This window comes from Rhizobium sp. BK098 (assembly GCF_014193155.1).
Taxonomy (GTDB): Bacteria; Pseudomonadota; Alphaproteobacteria; order Rhizobiales; family Rhizobiaceae; genus Rhizobium.
Map to the genome: position 1 here is coordinate 1 of NZ_JACHYY010000026.1, position 19,575 is coordinate 19,575.

At 59.3% G+C, this 19,575-nt stretch carries 18 protein-coding genes and 2 pseudogenes; 3 read left to right on the forward strand and 17 right to left on the reverse strand.

Annotated elements, in window-relative coordinates; all coding sequences use genetic code 11:
• Positions 1–67: 67 nt before the first annotated feature.
• From FHT73_RS28625 to FHT73_RS28655, 7 genes are all read right to left on the reverse strand, one after another.
• The gene (locus FHT73_RS28625; RefSeq protein ID WP_183716418.1) at positions 68–370 is read right to left on the reverse strand and encodes an HD domain-containing protein; all 303 of its coding nucleotides are present in this window, start codon (positions 368–370) and stop codon (positions 68–70) included.
• A gap of 81 nt (positions 371–451) precedes the next feature.
• A complete protein-coding gene (locus FHT73_RS28630) occupies positions 452–649 on the reverse strand; it encodes a hypothetical protein (protein ID WP_183716420.1) in 198 nt (65 codons plus the stop codon).
• A 10-nt stretch (positions 650–659) separates the two neighbouring features.
• A complete protein-coding gene (locus FHT73_RS28635; RefSeq protein WP_112611630.1) occupies positions 660–842 on the reverse strand; it encodes a hypothetical protein in 183 nt (60 codons plus the stop codon).
• Between the two features lie 12 nt (positions 843–854).
• The gene (locus tag FHT73_RS28640; protein ID WP_183716422.1) at positions 855–1,097 is read right to left on the reverse strand and encodes a hypothetical protein; all 243 of its coding nucleotides are present in this window, start codon (positions 1,095–1,097) and stop codon (positions 855–857) included.
• Between the two features lie 49 nt (positions 1,098–1,146).
• Positions 1,147–2,004 (reverse strand): SDR family oxidoreductase, encoded by an 858-nt coding sequence (locus FHT73_RS28645; RefSeq protein WP_183716423.1) that lies wholly within the window; start codon positions 2,002–2,004, stop codon positions 1,147–1,149.
• Positions 2,005–2,081: 77 nt separating this feature from the next.
• Positions 2,082–3,155, reverse strand: coding sequence for a DNA topoisomerase IB (locus FHT73_RS28650; protein WP_183716425.1), 1,074 nt, complete (start codon positions 3,153–3,155; stop codon positions 2,082–2,084).
• Between the two features lie 195 nt (positions 3,156–3,350).
• Positions 3,351–5,135, reverse strand: a complete 1,785-nt coding sequence (locus FHT73_RS28655; protein ID WP_183716427.1) for a thiamine pyrophosphate-requiring protein — start codon at positions 5,133–5,135, stop codon at positions 3,351–3,353.
• Between the two features lie 254 nt (positions 5,136–5,389).
• Between FHT73_RS28655 and FHT73_RS28660 the strand changes: the two genes are divergently transcribed.
• From FHT73_RS28660 to FHT73_RS28670, 3 genes and pseudogenes are all read left to right on the forward strand, one after another.
• Complete coding sequence (locus tag FHT73_RS28660) at positions 5,390–5,593, forward strand: hypothetical protein (protein ID WP_112339730.1); 204 nt, start codon at positions 5,390–5,392, stop codon at positions 5,591–5,593.
• Positions 5,594–5,696: 103 nt separating this feature from the next.
• Positions 5,697–6,095, forward strand: a pseudogene (locus tag FHT73_RS28665) (IS6 family transposase); the annotation flags it as partial.
• Positions 6,086–6,546: pseudogene (locus FHT73_RS28670) on the forward strand (CBS domain-containing protein); the annotation flags it as partial. The pseudogenes FHT73_RS28665 and FHT73_RS28670, both read left to right, overlap by 10 nt.
• Before the next feature lie 8 nt (positions 6,547–6,554).
• Here the strand turns inward: FHT73_RS28670 and cysG are convergent.
• The 10 genes from cysG to FHT73_RS28720 all read right to left on the reverse strand — a co-directional run.
• Positions 6,555–8,078 carry a siroheme synthase CysG gene (gene cysG / locus FHT73_RS28675; protein ID WP_183716430.1) on the reverse strand — a complete coding sequence of 508 codons (1,524 nt, stop codon included), beginning with the start codon at positions 8,076–8,078 and terminating at the stop codon, positions 6,555–6,557.
• Positions 8,050–10,704 (reverse strand): nitrate reductase, encoded by a 2,655-nt coding sequence (locus tag FHT73_RS28680; RefSeq protein WP_183716432.1) that lies wholly within the window; start codon positions 10,702–10,704, stop codon positions 8,050–8,052. The genes cysG and FHT73_RS28680 overlap by 29 nt, the downstream gene beginning before the upstream one ends.
• Before the next feature lie 249 nt (positions 10,705–10,953).
• Positions 10,954–11,289 (reverse strand): nitrite reductase small subunit NirD, encoded by a 336-nt coding sequence (gene nirD, locus FHT73_RS28685; RefSeq protein ID WP_112611046.1) that lies wholly within the window; start codon positions 11,287–11,289, stop codon positions 10,954–10,956.
• Positions 11,290–11,299: 10 nt separating this feature from the next.
• Positions 11,300–13,750, reverse strand: coding sequence for a nitrite reductase large subunit NirB (gene nirB, locus FHT73_RS28690; protein WP_183716434.1), 2,451 nt, complete (start codon positions 13,748–13,750; stop codon positions 11,300–11,302).
• Between the two features lie 4 nt (positions 13,751–13,754).
• Positions 13,755–14,552 carry an ABC transporter ATP-binding protein gene (locus FHT73_RS28695; RefSeq protein WP_183716436.1) on the reverse strand — a complete coding sequence of 266 codons (798 nt, stop codon included), beginning with the start codon at positions 14,550–14,552 and terminating at the stop codon, positions 13,755–13,757.
• A 10-nt stretch (positions 14,553–14,562) separates the two neighbouring features.
• On the reverse strand, positions 14,563–15,456 hold the full coding sequence (gene ntrB / locus FHT73_RS28700) for a nitrate ABC transporter permease (protein WP_183716437.1): 894 nt from the start codon (positions 15,454–15,456) through the stop codon (positions 14,563–14,565).
• Complete coding sequence (locus tag FHT73_RS28705) at positions 15,456–16,754, reverse strand: CmpA/NrtA family ABC transporter substrate-binding protein (RefSeq protein WP_183716439.1); 1,299 nt, start codon at positions 16,752–16,754, stop codon at positions 15,456–15,458. Before FHT73_RS28705 ends, ntrB begins: the two co-directional genes overlap by 1 nt.
• Positions 16,755–17,124: 370 nt before the next feature.
• Positions 17,125–18,399, reverse strand: a complete 1,275-nt coding sequence (locus tag FHT73_RS28710) for a CmpA/NrtA family ABC transporter substrate-binding protein (protein WP_112611036.1) — start codon at positions 18,397–18,399, stop codon at positions 17,125–17,127.
• Between the two features lie 35 nt (positions 18,400–18,434).
• On the reverse strand, positions 18,435–19,022 hold the full coding sequence (locus FHT73_RS28715; RefSeq protein ID WP_112339246.1) for an ANTAR domain-containing response regulator: 588 nt from the start codon (positions 19,020–19,022) through the stop codon (positions 18,435–18,437).
• Between the two features lie 8 nt (positions 19,023–19,030).
• A partial coding sequence (locus FHT73_RS28720; protein WP_183716441.1) for a hypothetical protein occupies positions 19,031–19,575 on the reverse strand: 545 nt, incomplete at its 5' end.

Here is a 19,575-nt window from a genome sequence, read left to right on the forward strand (position 1 = left end):
ATGCCCATCCTCCAATGGTGGCTTCAAACAAACTCACCTTGCCACACACTGCGATCGTCGCGGGCGTCTACATCATCAAAGCCATGGCCAGCCGGTCTATAAAGGCGGTCTCCGGCTCGTCCCGCCGCATCGTCAATGCGTCGACGGCCGACAGCACCGAGGATGAAAAACCTTCCTTTCTCAACCTCTCGATGCTCCAGCCGGCACCTTTCTCGACGACGTCATGGAGATAAGCGACGACCTTGCCGTCTTCATCTGAAATGAGCCTCTCGACCCGTTCGCAGTGCTCGAAATAAGGGCTGCCCGTTTTGTCGGTCTGGCCTTCATGTGCGGCAACCGCAATGCGTATGGCCCTATCAAGCGGTTTCACGATTTCTCCCATCGCGTTGAAAACGCGCCGATAATGCCAGGATCGCTTTCATTTTGGCCGTCAATGCACAGCACCTTCCCGCTAATGCCCGCCTTTTCGCTTGGGGTCGTGGCTGTGATGGCGATCGGGTTCGCCGCCACCGCCGGAAACCTTGCTGCGGTCGCGCTGATCGGGGTCGGCGGCTGGCTTGGGAATGTTCAGAGACACCTTGGCATTTTCGTGGGACGCGCCCGGGCCGCCTTGGCGAATGCTGGCGGGAGTCTTGGTCGACGTGGACATTGGCTCCTCCTTATCGATCCTGTTGATGACCTTGATGGCTGGTGTTGATCCTGCTGTTGCCTTGCTGGCCCATTTTATCGGGATCGCGTGCGACATCAGGTTTGTGCGGATCGGCAACGGCGGGCCTGGAATGGTCTCCAACACCCTTATAGCTTCGATTGTCTGCGGGAACTGGTGGCAATTTGCTGTTCATGGCTTGCTCCTGTCATTGGCCGCTAGTCGACACAACGCCCGTAGCCGGCAAAGCGGGTTCGCCTGGATGAAACTCGAAGGCAAAATAGACTGCGATGCAGCAAGCAATAATGAAGATTGCCGCTACGAAAATCATCATGCGGTGACGTGCTTGCGGGTTGCGTTCCATTTTGCCGTCTTGCGAGCATTGCGATCGCGCCAAATGGCGCGACGTCCCGGACTGAAATGCCGGATAAATATTCAAACCGTTTGCCATTCCGAATGTTCCGAAACGAGGGCGACCGCCGTCTATATTCGGTCAGCCGCTATAGGATCGGCTTGCCGCCCGTGACCGCGATGGTGGCGCCGGAAACATAGCTGGAGAGCGGATCGGCGAGCATGACATAGGTGGTTGCAAGCTCGACCGGCTGACCGGGACGCTTCATGGGCACTTGCTTACCGAAATTCTCGACGGCCTCCGCCGGCATCGTGGATGGGATCAACGGCGTCCAGATCGGTCCGGGAGCAACGGCATTGGCACGGATTCCCTTGTCGGCGAGCAGCTGCGCCAGGCCGGCCGTGAAGTTCTGAATAGCGCCTTTCGTCGTTGCATAGGCAAGAAGGGTCGGGTTCGGAGTATCGGAATTGATCGAAGCCGTATTGATGATGGCACTCCCCGGCTTCATGTGAGGGACCGCCGCCTTAGTCAGATAGAACATGGCATGGATGTTGACCTTGAATGTCGTCTCCCATTCCTGATCGGTGATATCGCCAATCTCATGAAAACTCGCCTGGTGCGCAGCATTGTTGACGAGGATGTCGATTCCGCCAAGCTCCGCCACCGCTTTTTCGACGATCATCCGGCAATGCTGCGAATCCTGAATATCTCCGGGGACGAGGACCGCCTTTCGCCCAGCGTCTTCTATCCAGCGTTTGGTTTCCTGGGCATCCACTTCTTCCTTCAAAAAGGAAACCAAGACGTCGGCGCCCTCCCGCGCAAACGCGATGGCGACGGCGCGGCCGATACCGCTGTCACCGCCCGTGATAATCGCCTTTTTGCCCGCAAGCTTGCCGGATCCGCGATAGCTCTCCTCGCCATGATCCGGCACGGGCCGCATGGCGGCTGTATAGCCCGGCATCGCCTGTTGCTGCGCTGGAAATGGAGGCTTCGGATGCATAACCATGACGTTCTCCTGTCCTGATGAGATATTCATCTCGAACTATCTTTGGAGACTATGGTTCCCTGAATTTACTCAGAAGATTACTGCTTCCGAGCGCGCCTCTTGAGCCAGTGCCGGACGCGAATTTCCTCCAATTCCATCCATTCCAGAAGCCGGTTGCTGCTCGTCCGGGTATTGAGGACATCGGCAAGCACTCCTGCCCGGAAATCCTCGAAAACCGCCGGGTGGATGTAAGAGGACTTGCAAACTGAGCGGGTGTTCACGAGCCGTGATGCTATTGGGTCGATCACGCTGTTGATTTGGCGGGCGATAGCCCGCTCGGTTTTCTCGACCTTAAGCGGAGCCAGCGCAGACACTGCCATGCAGGTCGCGCCCCAGGTCCTGAACTGACGCGAGCTGAAATCGCCTCCGGCCGTTTCCCGGATGTAAGCATTTACATCCTCCGATGATATCTGACGGCATCCGCTATCATCACAGACATATTTGAACAGTTGCTGTCCCGGCAATTCCTGCAGGCGGCGCACGATGTTGGCGATGCGGCGATCATAGTGAACGAGGTTCCATTCCTTGCCGGATTTGCCAGTGAAACGAAACTTGACGCTTCCACCCTCGACCTGCACGTGCCGGTTCCTGAGCGTGGTCAAGCCGTAGGATCGGTTCATTTCCGCATAGGCTGCGTTACCCACGCGAATGTAGAGATTGTCCAGCATCCAGACGACTGTCGCCAATGCCTTTTCCATGGTCAGACCTCGCGAGCGCAGATCCCGATCGACCCGTTGGCGAATGTCTGGCAAGCGGGCCGCGAAATCGACGAGGCGATCGAACTTCGTGCGCTCCCGTTCTGACTGCCAATCGGGGTGATAGCGGTATTGTTTGCGGCCACGCGCGTCCGTTCCAATGGCCTGAAGGTGTGAAAGAGGATTGGTGGAGATCACCACGTTCGTATAGGCTGGAGGAATTGCCAATGCATTCAGGCGATTGATCTCCGAAGGTTCCGTGATCCGCTTTCCCGTGGGCGAGTAGTAGAGGAAACCGTTCTTTCCCTGCTTTCGGGTAATTCCAACATTGAGGCCGGGAATGTAGATCAATCCGGAGGTAAGCTTGGCCTCTGCGGCAGCCGCGGCAACGCCGACTTTGGGGAGCATCTGGTTCATGTCCGCATAACTCGGTTTTAGCCTGCCGGTTCCATCGTATTGACGCAGGTGATATTTTGCAGCAACGGAGCCCGCTCGGCGCGGCTGAAGCTCTCGTTCCGGACGCCCGCCTGCCGCGGATCGTTGCGCCGCGGCAGTCACTCCTTTGGCTGGAAACAACTATGCCGATTTCTGACTCGAAGTTATCCCGGTTCTCTAGCGGCGACCAAAGACGGCACTCAGCGCCTGTTTCAAGGTACCCTTGACCACGCCGCTTTCCTCGGGGTCTCCTTTCAATAGGGCGGCGCTCAAGTTGCGCATCTGCTCGAAGGTGATGTGCGGCGGTATCGGCGGCACTTCCGGATCGGTCTTGACTTCGAGGACCACGGGCTGCTGGGCAGCAAGTGCCTCGTCCCAGGCCGCGCCAAGCGTCTCTGGCCGATCGACGAAGATGCCCCGCAAGCCGATCATTTCGGCAAAGCGATGATAGGGAACATCGGGAATGCGTTGCGACGCATCGAATTTAGGATCGCCTTCCATGACACGCTGCTCCCAAGTCACCTGGTTGAGGTCCTCATTGTTGAAGACACAGACGACCATGCGGGGATCGGACCAATTGCGCCAATACTTGGCGACGGTAATTAGTTCGGCCATGTTGTTCATCTGCATGGCGCCGTCACCAACCAGTGCAACGACCGGCCGATCGGGATGCGCGACTTTCGCGGCGATCGCGTAGGGCACCGCCGCTCCCATTGATGCGAGACCACCTGACAGCGATGCCATCATGCCACGCCGCATGCGCAGATCGCGTGCATACCAGTTGGCGCATGAGCCGGAATCGCTTGTCACGATGACGCCGTCGGGCAGACGCGGGGAAAGCTCCCAGGTGACGCGCTGCGGGTTGACGGGATTGGCTTCGGCATGCGCCCTTGTTTCCAGCGTTCGCCACCATTCGCCGACCCTCGCCTCGATCTGCTTGCGCCAGGAGAGATCCTCCTTTTGCTTGAGAAGCGGCAGGAGCGCCTGCAAGGTTTCCCGGGCATCGCCGGCAAGGTTGACCTCCATCGGATAACGCAAGGATAACATGTCGGGCCGGATATCGATCTGGACCCCTTTCGCGTCACCCTCTTCGGGCAGGAATTCCGAATAGGGAAAGCCGGATCCGACAACCAGTAGCGTATCGCAATCTCGCATCAGGTCCCAGGATGGTTCGGTACCCAGAAGGCCGATGGAGCCGGTTACCCAGGTCAAATCGTCCGGTAAAGCGGCCTTGCCGAGCAGGGCTTTTGCTGCCCCTGCCCCCAGTCGGTCGGCGACCGCGATCACCTCTTCGGTTGCGCCGAGCGCACCGGCACCGACCAGCATCGCAACTTTCTTGCCCGCATTCAGGACCGAAGCGGCACGCTTCAAATCGATCTCATGCGGCACTGTCCTCGGTGCAACATAACCGACGCCCGACATGACGGAGCCATGTTTGCGGGGCGGCGTCTCATAAGGCATCTCCTGCAAGTCGTTTGGCAGGATGATCGCGGTGACCGTCTTGTTCGCCAGAGCGATGCGGGCGGCCCGATCGACCAGATGGCGCACCTGCGAGGGCGCCGATGCCTGATGGACGAAATCGCCTGCGACATCCTTGAAAAGCGACGGGAGATCGACTTCCTGCTGATAATGGCCGCCGAGCGCCCGACGCGCTTGCTGGCCGACCAGCGCCAGCACCGGTTGGTGGTCCAGCCGCGCATCATAGAGCCCGGTCACCAAATGCGTGGCACCCGGCCCCGATGTCGCAATGCACACGCCAAGCTCGCCCGAGAATTTGGCGTAGGCAGAGGCCATGAATGCAGCCATTTCCTCGTGGCGAGCCTGGATGAATTCTATTTTTCCACCAGCCCGGTTCAAGGCTCCGAAGAAGCCGTTGATGCCATCGCCAGGATAGCCGAACATCCGCCGCACACCCCAGTCGTACAGCCGCTCGACAATAAAATCGCCAACCGTCTTTGCCATGATCCATCTCCGCTTGCTGCGCATCGGTAGTGCTGAGAAATCCCCCGGCCCAACAAGTGAGATGTGCTTATGTTCCCGATCCGGGCAGGCACCGTCAGCCGAGCGCACTTCCAGCGGTCGATGCGACAGAAGCTGGCGATATGAAGGGTCAGACGGCTGCGGCAGGAGCAGATTCGGAACAATAGGCTTCGTCCGCGGTTCCATGGCGGACGCGACATCGCGGCGAAATATCAGACACTCCACGGAGGCCGAGAATGAAACATCAGCAACCCCAGGATGGTGCCCCAGGAACGACCGATCAGTCGCCGAGATGGGAAGGACCCAGCGGATCGAAGCCCACCGGCTACCTGCCGGCAAAGGACGGTGGAGAGAAGGCCCGGGACGCACATGGCGAAAACATCGATCATCCCCGCAAGCGTCGAGTTTCCGACGCGCTGAAGCAGAAGGGTGATGATTAGGATCTGTTCAGGATGCGTGTTCGATCACACAGCTCCCGGAGCAGCCTTCGCCAGAAGCACAAGCTGACATGGCATTGATCTCCGGAAGTCGCGGAGATTGGCAATGTTCAAAGGTCCGCATTTCGAGCAGTCGGTGATCTCGCTGTGCGTGCGCTGGTATCTGAGCTATGGCCTGAGCCTGCGCGACCTGAAGGAAATAATGGCCGAACGCGGCATCAGCATCGATCATTCGACGATCCATCGCTGGGTCGTCCACTTTGCGCCCCCGTTGGCGGATCGGTTCAATCGGCGCAAGCGCGCCGTCACTGGCAAGCGGCACGCCGACGAGACCTATATCAAGGTTCGCGGCCGATGGACGTATCTCTATCGCGCCATCGACAGCAACGGCGACACGGTCGAGTTTCGGCTCAGCGAGCATCGTGATCTTACCGCCGCCAACCGTTTCTTCAGAAAGGCTTTCGCCCGGCACGGCCGGCCGGAGCGCATCGTCATCGATGGCAGCATATTACTCGCGAATACGGCATCGATCCCTTCGAGCTTACACGTGCATCGAGATTATGATTCGGCAAGTTGATACTTTGTCTGCAAACATAAGCGTCGGAGAAGACTGTAGCTTCTTCTCATCTCAAGAAAAGAGCCATCGCGTCTATCCGGTTGTCGAAGATAGTGGCCTGCTTACAGGCATGGTCTCTCGCGCCGACGTGCTGCGTTGGAAGGATGACGAAGATCTTGCTGGCCAAATTCTCAAGGAAAACATTACCGACGGTTCGCTCCCCGTCGGTCATCCCGACGACACCGTTGGATTCATTGCCGATCTCATGCTTGCCGCAGACACCGGCCGAATCCCTATCGTAGATCGATCGACCGGCAAACTTGTTGGCCTAATCGCGCGTAAGGACTTGTTGCAGCTCAGGAGTTCCTTGAAATCTGCCGAACTCGAGCGGCGTCCTTATTTTGGAGCTCATCCGAAAGCGGTCACTGACCAACGATTGTTGAGCAGACGCGAATTTTTCGGAGAGATCGCACCTATAGCTCCCGTGGGGTTTTCCGCAAGGCCGTAGGCATTTGCGGTCGTGTTTTGGCGGGCCGAAACAGCGTTACCCACTGCGATCAGGACAGGATTTTCGTAACCGACCTCCTTCATGCCCACTGCAAGATTCATGAGGCTGCCGTGCCATTGCCGTTGTGTGGCGCGGCTGACGTCGCTCATGATGACGACAGGGGTGGACGGCTGAAGACCCCCGGCAATTAGCCGATCGGCGATGAGCGAGGCCGTCCGGCCGCCCATGTAGAACACGGTTGTCGTATGCGGATCGGCGACGGATGCCCAGTCGACATCAGCTGGCAGTCCGCCATGGCGGGAGTGGCCAGTGATGAAGCGCACGGACTGGGCGTGATCGCGGTGCGTCAGCGATATGCCGAGGCATGAGGCCATGGCGCTTGCTGCGGTGATGCCGGGGATAACGTCGACGGGGATGTTCTCTCTATCGAGATCGGCAATCTCTTCGCCGGCACGGCCGAAGATCATCGGGTCGCCTGACTTGAGACGAACGACGCGTTTGCCGGCCTTTGCAAAGGCCAACATCGTCGCGTTGATATCCTCCTGCCTGCAGCTTTCGCGACCGCCGCGTTTGCCTACCAGCATGCGCTTGGCCTCGCGGCGGGCAAGTTCCAACACCTCCCCGGAAACAAGATCGTCGAACAGGATCACGTCTGCGGCTTGCAGGGCGCGCACGGCCTTCAGAGTCAACAGTTCGGCGTCGCCTGGCCCGGCGCCTACGAGCGTCACGTGGCCGACAGGGTTAGCATTACTACGAATTCGGTCGGCCTCTGTGATCAGGGCCGGCACTGCATCTGCGTCGGGCTCCTCGCCGGCGAAGGCGCGATCGACGAAACGTTCCCAGAAATTGCGTCGTTGAACTGACGTGAGGGCGTCCGTCACATGGGCGCGGACAGCCTGCGCAAGCTGAGCCCAGGCTTTAAGCGACTGCGGGAGGAGCGTTTCGATGCGCCGGCGGATAGCCTGGCCGAGGATAGGAGCGGCACCGTCGGTCGAGATGCCAATCACCACGGGCGAGCGGTTAACGATCGAGCCGAACTTGAACTGACAGAATGTCGGCTTGTCGATGACGTTGACGGGAACGCCGGCAGCTACAGCGTGATCGTGAAAGCAGCGCGCCTCCTCTTCTGTTTTGCAGTCGCCTATCGCCAAAGCAAAGCTCTTGAAATATGCCGCCCGCCAAAATGTATCGTGATGGACAAAGTGATCGAGTATCTCCCGAAAAGCCTCGGAAAGCTCGTCCATGGGACAGTAGACATGGACTTCAGCACCCGCTGCGGCCAAAAGCTCGGCCTTCCACGCCGCTCCGTCACTGCCGCCGGCGACCAGTACGGATTTCCCTTTGAGGTCGAAGAACACTGGCAGTGAGGCGAGCGAAGCGATCCGCTCCAGCCTATCATTCCGCGGCTTGACGGAGGCAACCATCGATAATCCCTTTGATTTCCATGCGGCAAGAGCCGCAATTGGTTCCGGCATTAAGCTGTTTGCCGACAGCTTCGACCGTGTGACAACCGCCCGCGACGGCGCCTACGATCTGCTTGAAGCCGACCGAAAAACAGGAGCACACGGTTGCGCCAGGATCCATCTGATCGGCACCCGGCCGACCGGCGAGCACCGCAAAGCGCGTTCGCGCAAACTCTAGTGGTGTGCTGAGTTGCTTGACGGCCCAGTCACGCGATACGGCGACCGGTTCGGGTGCGGCATAAAAGACGAGCAACAGTCGATCTCCATCGAAGAAGCCGTGACGTTGCTGCCGCGTCGGGTTGTCGACATAGGCGAGATGCTCGCCACGATCAAAAAGTCCGAACGTATCGCGACACCACGTTTCGATATCGTCAGGCTCCTTGTCGAAGCCGAATTCCATGCGCCAGCCGGCCTCAGTCTTCGCGATTGCCCAATACGGCGCCTCAAATCGTGCGGGGCGAGAGGCGGCGACTGCGAAACCGTAATACGCAATTTCGGCTGGCTGCAGCTTGACGCCGATGTTCTTAAGCGCAGGCTGGCCGGAGATGGGGTCCGTGCGCGGCGCTAGCAAAGCTGCCACGCGCGCATTTGCCGAATATTCGTCATTCCAATGCATCGGCACGAAGACGCCGCCGCGTGGCTGTCGCTCGGTGAGCAACGCGCGCAGCACCACGGACCCGAAGGCATTTTCCACCCGCACCAAGCCTGCCTTGTCGATACCGAATTCTGCGGCGTCCGCCGGGTTGATTTCGGCGAAAGGTTCGGCGAGATGCGATGAGAGCCGCGCCGCCTTGCCGGTGCGCGTCATCGTATGCCACTGGTCGCGAATGCGGCCGGTGTTGAGAATGAAGGGTGTATCCTTGCTCGTACGAGCATCGCGCTCGGATTTCACCGGGATGAACCTGGCCTTGCGGTCCGCGGTGTAGAATGCACCATCGGCGAAGAACCGCGTGGCGCGTTCGGGGATGCCGTTGCGATGCGGCCATTGGAACGGTGACATAGCCTCGAAATCTTCAGGTGAGATGTCGGCTTTCGCGCCTATGTCAAAGTCGCGCATGCCGCCATTTTCGAATCCAGAAAGAGCCGCGTGTTCGGCGAAGATTTTGGCGGGACTGTCGTATTCGAAGCCGTTGAAGCCCATCCGCTTGGCAACTTCGGCCATATGCCACCAGTCGGGCTTAGCGTCGCCGGGCAGATCCAGGAAGTTGCGCTGGCGGGAAATGCGCCGCTCGGAGTTGGTGACGGTTCCGTTCTTCTCACCCCAGCCGGCGGCTGGCAACAGCACATGGGCGAGCGCGGCGGTGTCGGTGTTCTTTTGGATATCGGAAACTACGACGAAAGGACAGTTGCGGATGGCTTCACGCACCCGGTCGGCATCCGGCATCGAAACGACCGGGTTGGTCGCCATAATCCACAGCGCCTTGATGCGCCCGTCCGCCACGGCCTCGAACATGTCGACCGCCTTGAGACCAGGTCTTGCTGCAATGGTTGGCGAGTTCCAGAAGCGCTGCACGCGGTCGCGCGCGGCTTCATCCTCAATATTCATATGTGCTGCCAGCATGTTGGCGAGCCCACCGACTTCGCGTCCGCCCATGGCGTTCGGCTGTCCGGTCAGCGAGAACGGTCCCATGCCGGGCCGGCCGATGCGGCCGGTGGCGAGATGACAATTGATGATCGCGTTGACCTTGTCCGTGCCAGTGGAGGATTGGTTGACGCCCTGGCTGTAGCAAGTCACCACCTTTTCCGTCGTTTCGAACAGACGATAAAAGGCCTGTAGTTCGGCAGGTGATAGACCTGTTTCCTCCGAGATATCCAACCTGCTGCTGGCTTGTGCGGCTTCCAGCGCACCGTTAAAGCCGATCGTATGCGCCAATACATAATCGTGGTCGAAAGCCGACGTTCCCGCGAGATGGGCAAACAACCCATTGAAGAGGGCAACATCGCCGTCGCTTTTGATCATCAAATGCATGTCCGCGAGATCGGCGCTGACTGAGCGTCGCGGGTCGATCGTGACAATTTTCATGTCCGGCCGGCTTTGTCTCGCCGCTTCAATCCTTTGGTTCAGCACGGGATGGCACCATGCGAGGTTCGAACCAACGAGGACGATCAAGTCAGCAAGTTCGAGATCCTCGTAAGTGCCCGGCACCGTGTCCGAACCGAAGGCGCGGCGATGACCAGCGACGGAGGAGGCCATGCAAAGCCGTGAATTCGTGTCGATATTGGCCGAGCCGATGAAACCTTTCATCAGCTTGTTGGCAACGTAATAGTCCTCCGTCAGGCATTGACCGGAGACATAGAAGGCGACCGAGTCCGGCCCATGTTCATCGACGGCTTCGCGGAACTTTGAGGCCACGAGATCGAGCGCGTCGTTCCAGCTTGCACGCTGGGTCTGGATTTCCGGATAGAGGACACGGCCATCGAGATCGATCGTTTCGGCCAGCGCCGAACCCTTGGAGCAGAGCCGGCCGAAATTGGCCGGATGCTCCGGATCGCCTTTGACGGAAACCTTGCCATTATCATCGACCCTGGCGATGACGCCGCAGCCGACGCCGCAATAGGGACAGGTGGTTTTGGTTTCAATGGACACCCATGGTCTCCCTGATGCTTATGCTTAGTCGCTGATGGTTTGCGCGCCCGTCTCGCAGCTTCATCGACATCTCCCCCTCAAGGGGAGGGATCGAGAGCTCGCCATGCCACTGGTCTCCACCCACTGGACAAGAACGATAGACACTTTCTTGTCCAAACGGGGCGTAGCAAACTCAAATCGATCTCCTCCCTTAAGGGGGAGATGTCTCGAACGGACAGAGGAGGATATCGCCACACACACGGACATAACCTACTCCGCCGCCATCATCATGCTTTCGAGAGCGATCGACAGCACTCCGTTCTCATTGCGGACGGGAATGGTCCGCACCTCGCCCTGGTCGGCTCCAAGCGCCTTGCCGGTTTCGAGCGAGATCACCCAGTTGTGCAGCGGGCAGGTCACGGCTTTGCCGTGAACGATGCCCTGGGAGAGCGGGCCGCCTTTGTGTGGGCAGTGATCCTCGATGGCGAAGACCTCGTTTTCGGCGGTCCGGAACACGGCGATCTTGCCCTGCGGGGTTTTCACGCAGCGTGCGCCCCGAGGAGGGATGTCGGAGATGTCGCCAATTTCAATCCAGTTCATATCCATCTCCATCTCCTCACTCGGCGGCCTGCGGGAAGCCGACGGTCGCCATCGGTTTGAACTCATGCTTGTCCTTGCCGGAGACGCGCTCCGACCAGGGATCGACCTGAGCGAACTTCTGGCTGAAGACGAAGCGCTCGTAATATGCCTTGCGCTTTTCATGATCCTGCATGATCTGGCGGCGGATCTCGTCGAGACCGATGCGCGTGGCCCATTTATAGATGCGTTCGAGATAGCGGCCCTGTTCGCGATACATCTGCGTCAACGCCACGATATGTTCGAGCGCTTCGTCCTCTGTCTTGACGAGGCCCAGGACTTCCGTGCCCTTGATGTCGAGGCCGGCAGCGCCGGCGAAATGGATCTCAAAGCCACTATCCACGCAGATGACGCCGATGTCCTTGCAGGTCGCCTCGGCACAATTTCGCGGACAGCCGGAGACGGCCATCTTGAGTTTTGCCGGCGTCCACGAGCCCCACATGAATTTCTCGATGCGGATGCCGAGGCCGGTCGAATCCTGCGTGCCGAAGCGGCACCAGTCAAAGCCGACGCATGTCTTTACCGTGCGCAGGCCCTTGGCATAGGCTTGCCCAGAGATGAAGCCGGCCTTGCCGAGATCGGCCCAGACGGCGGGTAGATCCTCCTTCTGCACGCCGAGAAGGTCGATGCGCTGGCCGCCGGTCACCTTCACCATCGGGATCTCGAACTTGTCGACGACGTCGGCAATCGCCCGCAGCTCGTTCGAACTGGTAACTCCACCCCACATTCGCGGCACCACGGAATAGGTGCCGTCCTTCTGGATGTTGGCATGCACGCGTTCATTGATGAACCGCGACTGATAGTCGTCTGCATATTCGTCCGGCCAATCGCAGACGAGGTAATAGTTCAGAGCCGGGCGGCACTTGGCGCAGCCGCAGGAAGTCTTCCATTCAAGCTCCTGCATAACGGCAGGAATGGTCTTCAACCTCCTGGCTTTTATCAGTCTTCTGACATCGTCGTGGCCGAGTTCGGTGCAGGTGCACATCGGCTGGACGGCTTTGGGATTATAGGCATCGCCAAGGGTGATCGACATCAGTTGTTCGACGAGACCGGTGCAGGAGCCGCAGGAAGCCGAAGCCTTCGTGTGAGCGCGCACATCGTCGAGCGATGTTAGGCCCTTGGCTGATATGGTTGAGGTGATCTTGCCCTTGCAGACGCCGTTGCAGCCGCAGATCTCAGCATCATCCGGCAAGGCTGCAACGGCCGCCATAGGGTCCAGCGGCGACCCTCCCTGATAGGCCTGGCCGAAAATCAGGGTTTCGCGCATCTGCGAGATATCGGTCGCCTTCTTCTTCAGGTCGTTGAACCAGGCGCCGTCGGCCGTCTCGCCGTAAAGCACGGTGCCGATGATCTTGTTGTCCTTCAAGACCAGGCGCTTGTAGACCCCGGCTGCCGCGTCGCGCAGGACGATCTCCTCGCGGTCGTCGCCATCGGCGAAGTCGCCAAGCGAAAACAGATCGATGCCGGTCACTTTCAGTTTCGTCGGCGTGTCCGAGTGCACGAAGGCGGCGCTCGCGTCGCCGGCCAAATGCGAGGCGGCCACACGCGCCATTTCGTAGAGGGGGGCGACGAGGCCATAGACCATGCCGCCGACCTCGGCGCATTCGCCCAGCGCCATGATTGAGCCATCCGAGGTCTGCATGCCGTCATCGACAACGATGCCGCGGTTGACGGCAATGCCGGCTTCCTTGGCAAGGCTGACATTTGGACGGATGCCGACGGCCATGACGACGAGCGTGGCAGGGATCACGCGTCCATCGTCGAGTTCGATCCCTTCGACCTTGCCGTCGCCGATGATCGCCTTGGTGTTGGCCTTGGTGATGACCTTGATGCCGCGCTCCTCGACGGCCTTTTGCAGGAGATAGCCGGCGGCGGGATCGAGCTGACGTTCCATCAGCGTCGGCTGCACATGGAGAACGGTGACATCCATACCACGCAGGCTGAGACCGGCAGCAGCTTCGAGACCGAGCAGGCCGCCGCCGATGACAACGGCCTTTTCGCGCGACTGAGCCGCAAGCAGCATCGCCTGTACGTCGTCGAGATCGCGATAGGTAATGACACCAGGCAGCTCCTTGCCCGGAACGGGAATGATGAAGGGGACAGAGCCGGTCGCTATGACAAGCTTGTCATAGCTCTCCGTCACGCCGTGATCTGAGGTGACCGTCTTTGCCTCCCGGTCGATGGCGACGATCTTGTGCCCTTTGTAGAGGGTGATGCCGTGCTTGATGTACCAGCCGTCGCCATGGATGATGATCTGCTCGAAGTCCTTTTCGCCCGAGAGGACCGGCGACAGCATGATGCGGTCATAATTGACGCGCGGTTCGGCATTGAAGATCGTGACCTGATAGAGATCCGGCGCTTTTTCCAGCAGGTGCTCCAGCATACGCCCTGGGGCCATGCCATTGCCGATGATGACGAGTTTCTGGGTCATGGTGTCACTCCGCGGCTTCAACGAAGCGGTGGCGTTCGTAGAGGAACTTCAGCACGGCCTCGCGGCATTTGAGGTAGGTTCTGTCGGACGCAAGCTCGATGCGGTTGCGCGGCCGCGCGATCGGCACTTCGAGGATATCGCCGATATGGGCGGCCGGGCCGTTTGTCATCATGACGATGCGGTCGGAGAGCAATACGGCTTCATCGACGTCGTGGGTAATCATTACCATCGTGCTACCGAGGCGGGTGTGGATTTCCATCACCGCATCTTGCAGATGGGCGCGAGTGAGAGCATCCAGCGCCCCGAAGGGTTCGTCGAGCAAAAGGATCTTCGGCTGCATGGCAAGTGCGCGTGCGATGCCGACGCGCTGTTTCATACCGCCGGAGATTTCCGCGGGACGCTTGTCCTTGGCATGTGCCATGTGAACGAGGTCGAGGTTGCGCATCACCCAGTCATGGCGCTCTGCCTTGGACTTCGTGCCGCGAAACACTTTCGAGACGGCAAGATTGACGTTTTCGTAGACGCTGAGCCACGGCAGCAAGCTGTGGTTCTGAAACACCACGGCGCGATCCGGGCCGGGTTCGTTGACCTCACGATTTTCAAGGAGCACCGCACCGGCCGAGACCGGGGTAAGGCCGGCAATGAGATTGAGCAGGGTTGACTTGCCGCAGCCGGAATGGCCGATGATCGACACGAACTCCCCCTTGTCGATCACGAATTCGATGCCCTTCAGCACCTCGGCGCGCTGGCCGCCGCGATCGAAATACTTGTCGATATGATCGAGCTTCAGATAGGCGTTCATCCTGTTCTCCTCAATTGCCAGTCGTGCCGCGGGTCACGACGGCGCCAAGGCCGGCGACTAGACGGTCGAGGACAAAGCCGGTGATGCCGATATAGGCCAGCGCCACGATGATGTCGGGCAGGCGCGACGAGTTCCACGCATCCCAGATGAAGAAGCCGATGCCGACGCCGCCGGTCAGCATTTCAGCAGCAACGATCGCAAGCCAGGAAAGCCCGGCACCGATGCGGAGACCCGTGAAGATGTAAGGAGCGGCGGCAGGCACCATGATGCGGAAGAAGAATTCGATCTGGTTCAGCCGCAGTACTCTCGCGACATTGCGATAATCCTGTGGAATGTTGCGCACGCCGACTGCGGTGTTGATGATGACGGGCCAGATGGAGGTGATGAAGATCACGAAGATCGCCGAGGGATTGGAATTCTGGAAGGCGGCGAGAGAGAGTGGCAGCCACGCAAGCGGCGGCACGGTGCGCAACACCTGGAAGATCGGATCAAGGCCGCGCATCGCCCAGACCGATTGTCCGATCAGCGCGCCCGTCAATACGCCGGCGACAGCGGCAAGGCCGAAGCCATAGGCGACGCGTTGCAAGGAGACGAGCACGCGCCATGCAAGCCCGATATCCTGCGGCCCATTATAAAAAAACGGATTGATGATGAGGTCATAACTCTCCTGCCAGACCTGCGATGGCGGCGGCAGGCTTGCGCCCGGCTGCTCGCAAAGCAGCTGCCAGGTGCCGAGCAGAAGCACCAGAACCACAAGAGGCGGCAGGGTGTTGCGCAGGATGGCAAGCCCGATTTGACGTATGTCGATGCCGCGGGCGGGGCGAGTTGAGAGGGTAACGACTTGGCCCTTGAGCGCTTCAGGCGCCGTCGGGCCGGGTGTGTGTTTGCGTGCGAGAGCCGACATTATGATGCCACCTTGATCGAGAGGCTTTCGAGATAGGCAGAGGGGTTCTCCGGATCGAAGACTTTGCCGTCGAAGAAGATTTCCTTGCCGCGGGAGGTCGATGCTGGAACATCCGAGGCGGCAACGCCGAGATCCTTGGCAGCATCTCGCCAGATATCCTGCCGGTTTACCTGCCCGACCAGCGCCTTGATGTCGGTATTGGGCGCGAACTTGCCCCAGCGGATATTTTCGGTGATGAACCAGGCATCGTGGCTCTGGAATGGATAGGACACGCCACCCTTCCAGAACTTCATGTAGAGATCTGTGCCCTTGGCAAGGCGGCCGTTGCCGTAGTTGATGTCGCCCTTCAAACGGCCAAGCACGTCCTTCGGCGGCACGTTAAACCATTGCCGTTTGCCGAGAACGGCCGCCATCTCCTCCTTGTTGTCCATGCCGTCGCACCATTGCTGGGCTTCCATCACGGCCATCAGCAGGGCTTTGGCCGCCTTCGGGTTCTTTTCGATCCAGTCGGCGCGCATGCCGAAAGCTTTCTCCGGGTGGCCCTTCCAGATCTCGCCAGTCGTACAGGCGGTAAAGCCTATACCCTGGTTGACGAGCTGTTCGTTCCACGGTTCGCCGACACAGAAGACGTCCATGTTGCCGACCTTCATGTTAGCCACCATCTGCGGCGGCGGGACGACGATGGTCGAGACATCCTTGTCGGGATCAATGCCGCCGGCGGCCAGCCAATAGCGCATCCACAGATCATGCGTGCCACCGGGGAAGGTCATGGCCGCCTTGATTTCCTTGCCCGCGGCTCTTTTCGCGTCAAAGGCGGCCTTCAGTTTAGAGGCATCAAGCTGGACGCCCGTTGCCGCATATTCCTTGGCAACCGAAATGCCCTGGCTGTCGTAGTTGAGGCGTGCAAGGATCGCCATCGGCACAGGCTGGTTGTTCTGCGTTACCTTGCCTGTGTGCATCAGGTAGGGGAGCGGCGAGAGAATATGGGCGCCGTCGATGCCGTTTGCCGCCCCACCAAGCACGAGGTTGTCGCGCGTCGCACCCCAGGATGCCTGCTTGGCGACATCGACATCGGGCAGGCCGTGTTTTTCGAAGAAGCCCTTTTCCTTGGCGATAACCAACGGCGCTGCGTCGGTGAGGGCAATGTAGCCGAGCTTGACGCCCGTCACTTCAGCTCCCCCTGTGGCCGCAAAGGCGCCGGAAGGGAAGGTGGCTTTGACCGCACTGATCAGAGCCGCGGCGGCAGACGTCTTCAAAAGGTTTCGGCGTGTAACACCATTGGTCAGGATCTCTTTCACGTGCAGTTTCCCCTTGTTGGCTCACGACGGAAGAATTTCGGACATAAAAAAACGCCGCTCGATCGATGCGGCCGGGGATGGAATGGGAGTCCCGGGGCATGAACCGTGCGACGTCGATGTCTTTGCGAGCGCGTTATCAGCGCATTGCTTGCCTGGATCGCCGTTGATCGAGGCAGCCTTAACCAAGCAATCCGCGTGCCATTTTCTAAGGGGATGCGTAGCTCTATGAAAATACTGAGTTATTTCGAGCCTGGCCAGGTTTGCCGGTTTTGTGCGTGGATGCGGCAATTGCTGACGTTTTAGGCGGTTGCTGCTCTGCGATCGAAGGCCTTGCGCCAATTCTGTGCAATGCAGCGAACGCTGTCGCGTCTTAAATGTCGTCCGTCGAGAGCTGTGCTGCGCTTGCTGCCTTCACGGCAAATCCTCCGACATAATCGGCCATTTCGGCGGGATCGAAGACATGTCCGTCCATGAAGCGATCGCCCTCCTTATCGCCCTCAATGCGGATATCGGCCTCGTCCGGCCCCGCTCCGGCGCCGAGTGCGAGCCTGTAAAGATCCGGGCGATAGGCCGAGGCGGCGATTTTCATGTTCTGTTTGGATAGGGCAATCTGGCCCCAGCGGATCATCTGGCTGAATATCCATAGAGCCTGGCTCGGGCGCGGATAATTGGCAAAGTTACCATGAAAGGAAAAATATCGGTCGATCAAGCGCCGATTGCCCTTGGCATCCAGGTTGAATTCGCCTGATAGCACGCGGCGGATGATGGCGGCGGGCGCCGCGATGTAGCGGGGATCGGCAAGCGCCTCGGCGAGCGCATCGTGATTTTCCGACCGGTCGCACCAGCGGGCGGCAGCATCAAGCGCAACGATCAGGCGTGAAACCGTTTCGGGATGGCTCTCGGCCCATTCCGGGCGCATTCCGATCACTTTCTCCGGAGCGGAGGGCCATATGTCCTGCTTAGCGGCGACAATGCGCCCGACGCCGCGCTCGGACGCAACCATGTTCCAGGGAGCGCCGACGCAGAAGCCGTCGATGGCGCCGGCTGCAAGTGCGTCGGATGTCAGAGGCGGTGGAACGACGACAAGCTTCACGTCCCGGTCAGGGTCGATACCACCGGCGGCTAGCCAATATCGGAACTCGTAATTATGAGACGAGAACGGATAGGTCATTCCGAACGTCGGAGGTGCCTCGCCACGGTCCTTCCCATGCGAAAGCACGACCGCCAACGCCCTGGCGTTTTCGAGTGCGCTCGCCTGTTCAGCAATCCCTGCATGATCGCGCATGCGATCAAACAGCCCGACGGAAAGAGTGATCGCGCTGCCACCCAGGCCGAGTGAGAAGGGGGTGATCGTCGACGAAGGATTGGAGCCAAGGCCAAGCATCGAGGCCACCGGCATCGGCGACAGCATATGTGCGATGTCGAATTGGCGGAAGGCCAATCGGTCGCGGACATTGGCCCATGAGACATCCTTGACCAGTTCGAGTGCAAGTCCCTCCCTGGCGGCAAAACCGAATTCGGCCGCAGCGATCAGGACGGAAGCATCGACGAGTGGAATAAAGCCGGCGCGCAGAACCTTCTGCTCCCTGCCGCTGACCCGTTTGGGGGCGACAAGCTTGCTACTGGAGCGTTCGATTATCGTCATCTTTTCTTACCTCGGGCTTTCTCCCCGTGTCGCGATCACATCAGCAACCCGGCGGCCGTCACCACACTCTGGGCGATTTCGGAGATCTTCTTCTTCTCGTTCATGGCTGTCTGACGCAGGAGTGCAAAGGCATCCTCCTCCGACAGGCCGCGCATCTTCATCAGAATGCCCTTTGCGCGCTCGACGATCTTGCGCTCCTCCAGAGCGGATTTTGCTTCGGCAAGCTCTCTTTGAAGGCGGGAGAAAGCGTTGAAGCGGCTGACCGCCATGTCGAGGATAGATTTGACACGCTCCTTCTTCAATCCGTCAACGACATAGGCCGAAACACCTGCGTCCATGGCTGCCTCAATCTGCGCTGTATCGGATCTGTCGACGAACATCGCAATTGGCCGGCCGACGGTGCGGGTCAACTGAAATAGGTGCTCCATCATGTCGCGATTTGGATTCTCGATATCGATGACGATCACATCGGGCTTGAGTGCCTCGATGATGCGGGCAACACCATTGACTTCGTGAATGACGGTGACCTTGCCATGCCCGGCCTCGCGCAACCCTTCCTCTATGATCGAGGCGCGGATGACGTTTTCGTCGATGACCAAAATTGTCAGTTCGGAATGAAGCATTGCCACCTTCAATCGATGACGCCATGCAGATAGATCGCGAAGCCTCCAACAGATATTAACAAGGACCAGAACGAGGACAGATTTCTGCCGAGCGCGAGGGCAATCGTCATGCCGCAAGCGACCAGTGCTGCGCCGGCGAGGAGGCTGTGATCGGCGAATGACAAGCCAATCGCGCAGAGGAATATGCTGGTCGAAACCGTCACGAGCGCGAGGCGAATGCGCGACATCTCCGGCCCCGAGACGAAGATCGACGAGCAATCCGCCCAGCTGAAGCCGATGGCAATGCACAAGAACGGCAGAAACGGTCCCACCTGAGATCCCTTTTTGAACTCACTGTGCCAAGCAATTGGCGTGCCATGGGCTAACGCATTGGAAATGCAGGGGATCATCCCGTCGTGGCCAATGGGGCTCGAAGTGAGTGCCTGTTTGATAGGCATCCAACACGGATGCTGGGCAATCCGGCTGGCCATGGCTTTGATGATGTAGACGCCCGCGACGATCGCAGTGTGTGGCAAGGTGAGTTTGTTTGAAGCCACCATTGGAGGATGGGCAT

Bases quoted from the DNA above. Each gene is read 5' to 3' on its own strand.
- FHT73_RS28630 (WP_183716420.1), bottom strand. From the start codon at position 649: ATGTCCACGTCGACCAAGACTCCCGCCAGCATTCGCCAAGGCGGCCCG.
- FHT73_RS28635 (WP_112611630.1), bottom strand. From the start codon at position 842: ATGAACAGCAAATTGCCACCAGTTCCCGCAGACAATCGAAGCTATAAG.
- FHT73_RS28640 (WP_183716422.1), bottom strand. From the start codon at position 1,097: ATGGCAAACGGTTTGAATATTTATCCGGCATTTCAGTCCGGGACGTCG.
- FHT73_RS28645 (WP_183716423.1), bottom strand. From the start codon at position 2,004: ATGGTTATGCATCCGAAGCCTCCATTTCCAGCGCAGCAACAGGCGATG.
- FHT73_RS28650 (WP_183716425.1), bottom strand. From the start codon at position 3,155: ATGAACCAGATGCTCCCCAAAGTCGGCGTTGCCGCGGCTGCCGCAGAG.
- FHT73_RS28655 (WP_183716427.1), bottom strand. From the start codon at position 5,135: ATGGCAAAGACGGTTGGCGATTTTATTGTCGAGCGGCTGTACGACTGG.
- FHT73_RS28660 (WP_112339730.1), top strand. From the start codon at position 5,390: ATGAAACATCAGCAACCCCAGGATGGTGCCCCAGGAACGACCGATCAG.
- cysG (WP_183716430.1), bottom strand. From the start codon at position 8,078: ATGGTTGCCTCCGTCAAGCCGCGGAATGATAGGCTGGAGCGGATCGCT.
- nirD (WP_112611046.1), bottom strand. From the start codon at position 11,289: ATGGATATGAACTGGATTGAAATTGGCGACATCTCCGACATCCCTCCT.
- nirB (WP_183716434.1), bottom strand. From the start codon at position 13,750: ATGACCCAGAAACTCGTCATCATCGGCAATGGCATGGCCCCAGGGCGT.
- FHT73_RS28695 (WP_183716436.1), bottom strand. From the start codon at position 14,552: ATGAACGCCTATCTGAAGCTCGATCATATCGACAAGTATTTCGATCGC.
- ntrB (WP_183716437.1), bottom strand. From the start codon at position 15,456: ATGTCGGCTCTCGCACGCAAACACACACCCGGCCCGACGGCGCCTGAA.
- FHT73_RS28710 (WP_112611036.1), bottom strand. From the start codon at position 18,399: ATGACGATAATCGAACGCTCCAGTAGCAAGCTTGTCGCCCCCAAACGG.
- FHT73_RS28715 (WP_112339246.1), bottom strand. From the start codon at position 19,022: ATGCTTCATTCCGAACTGACAATTTTGGTCATCGACGAAAACGTCATC.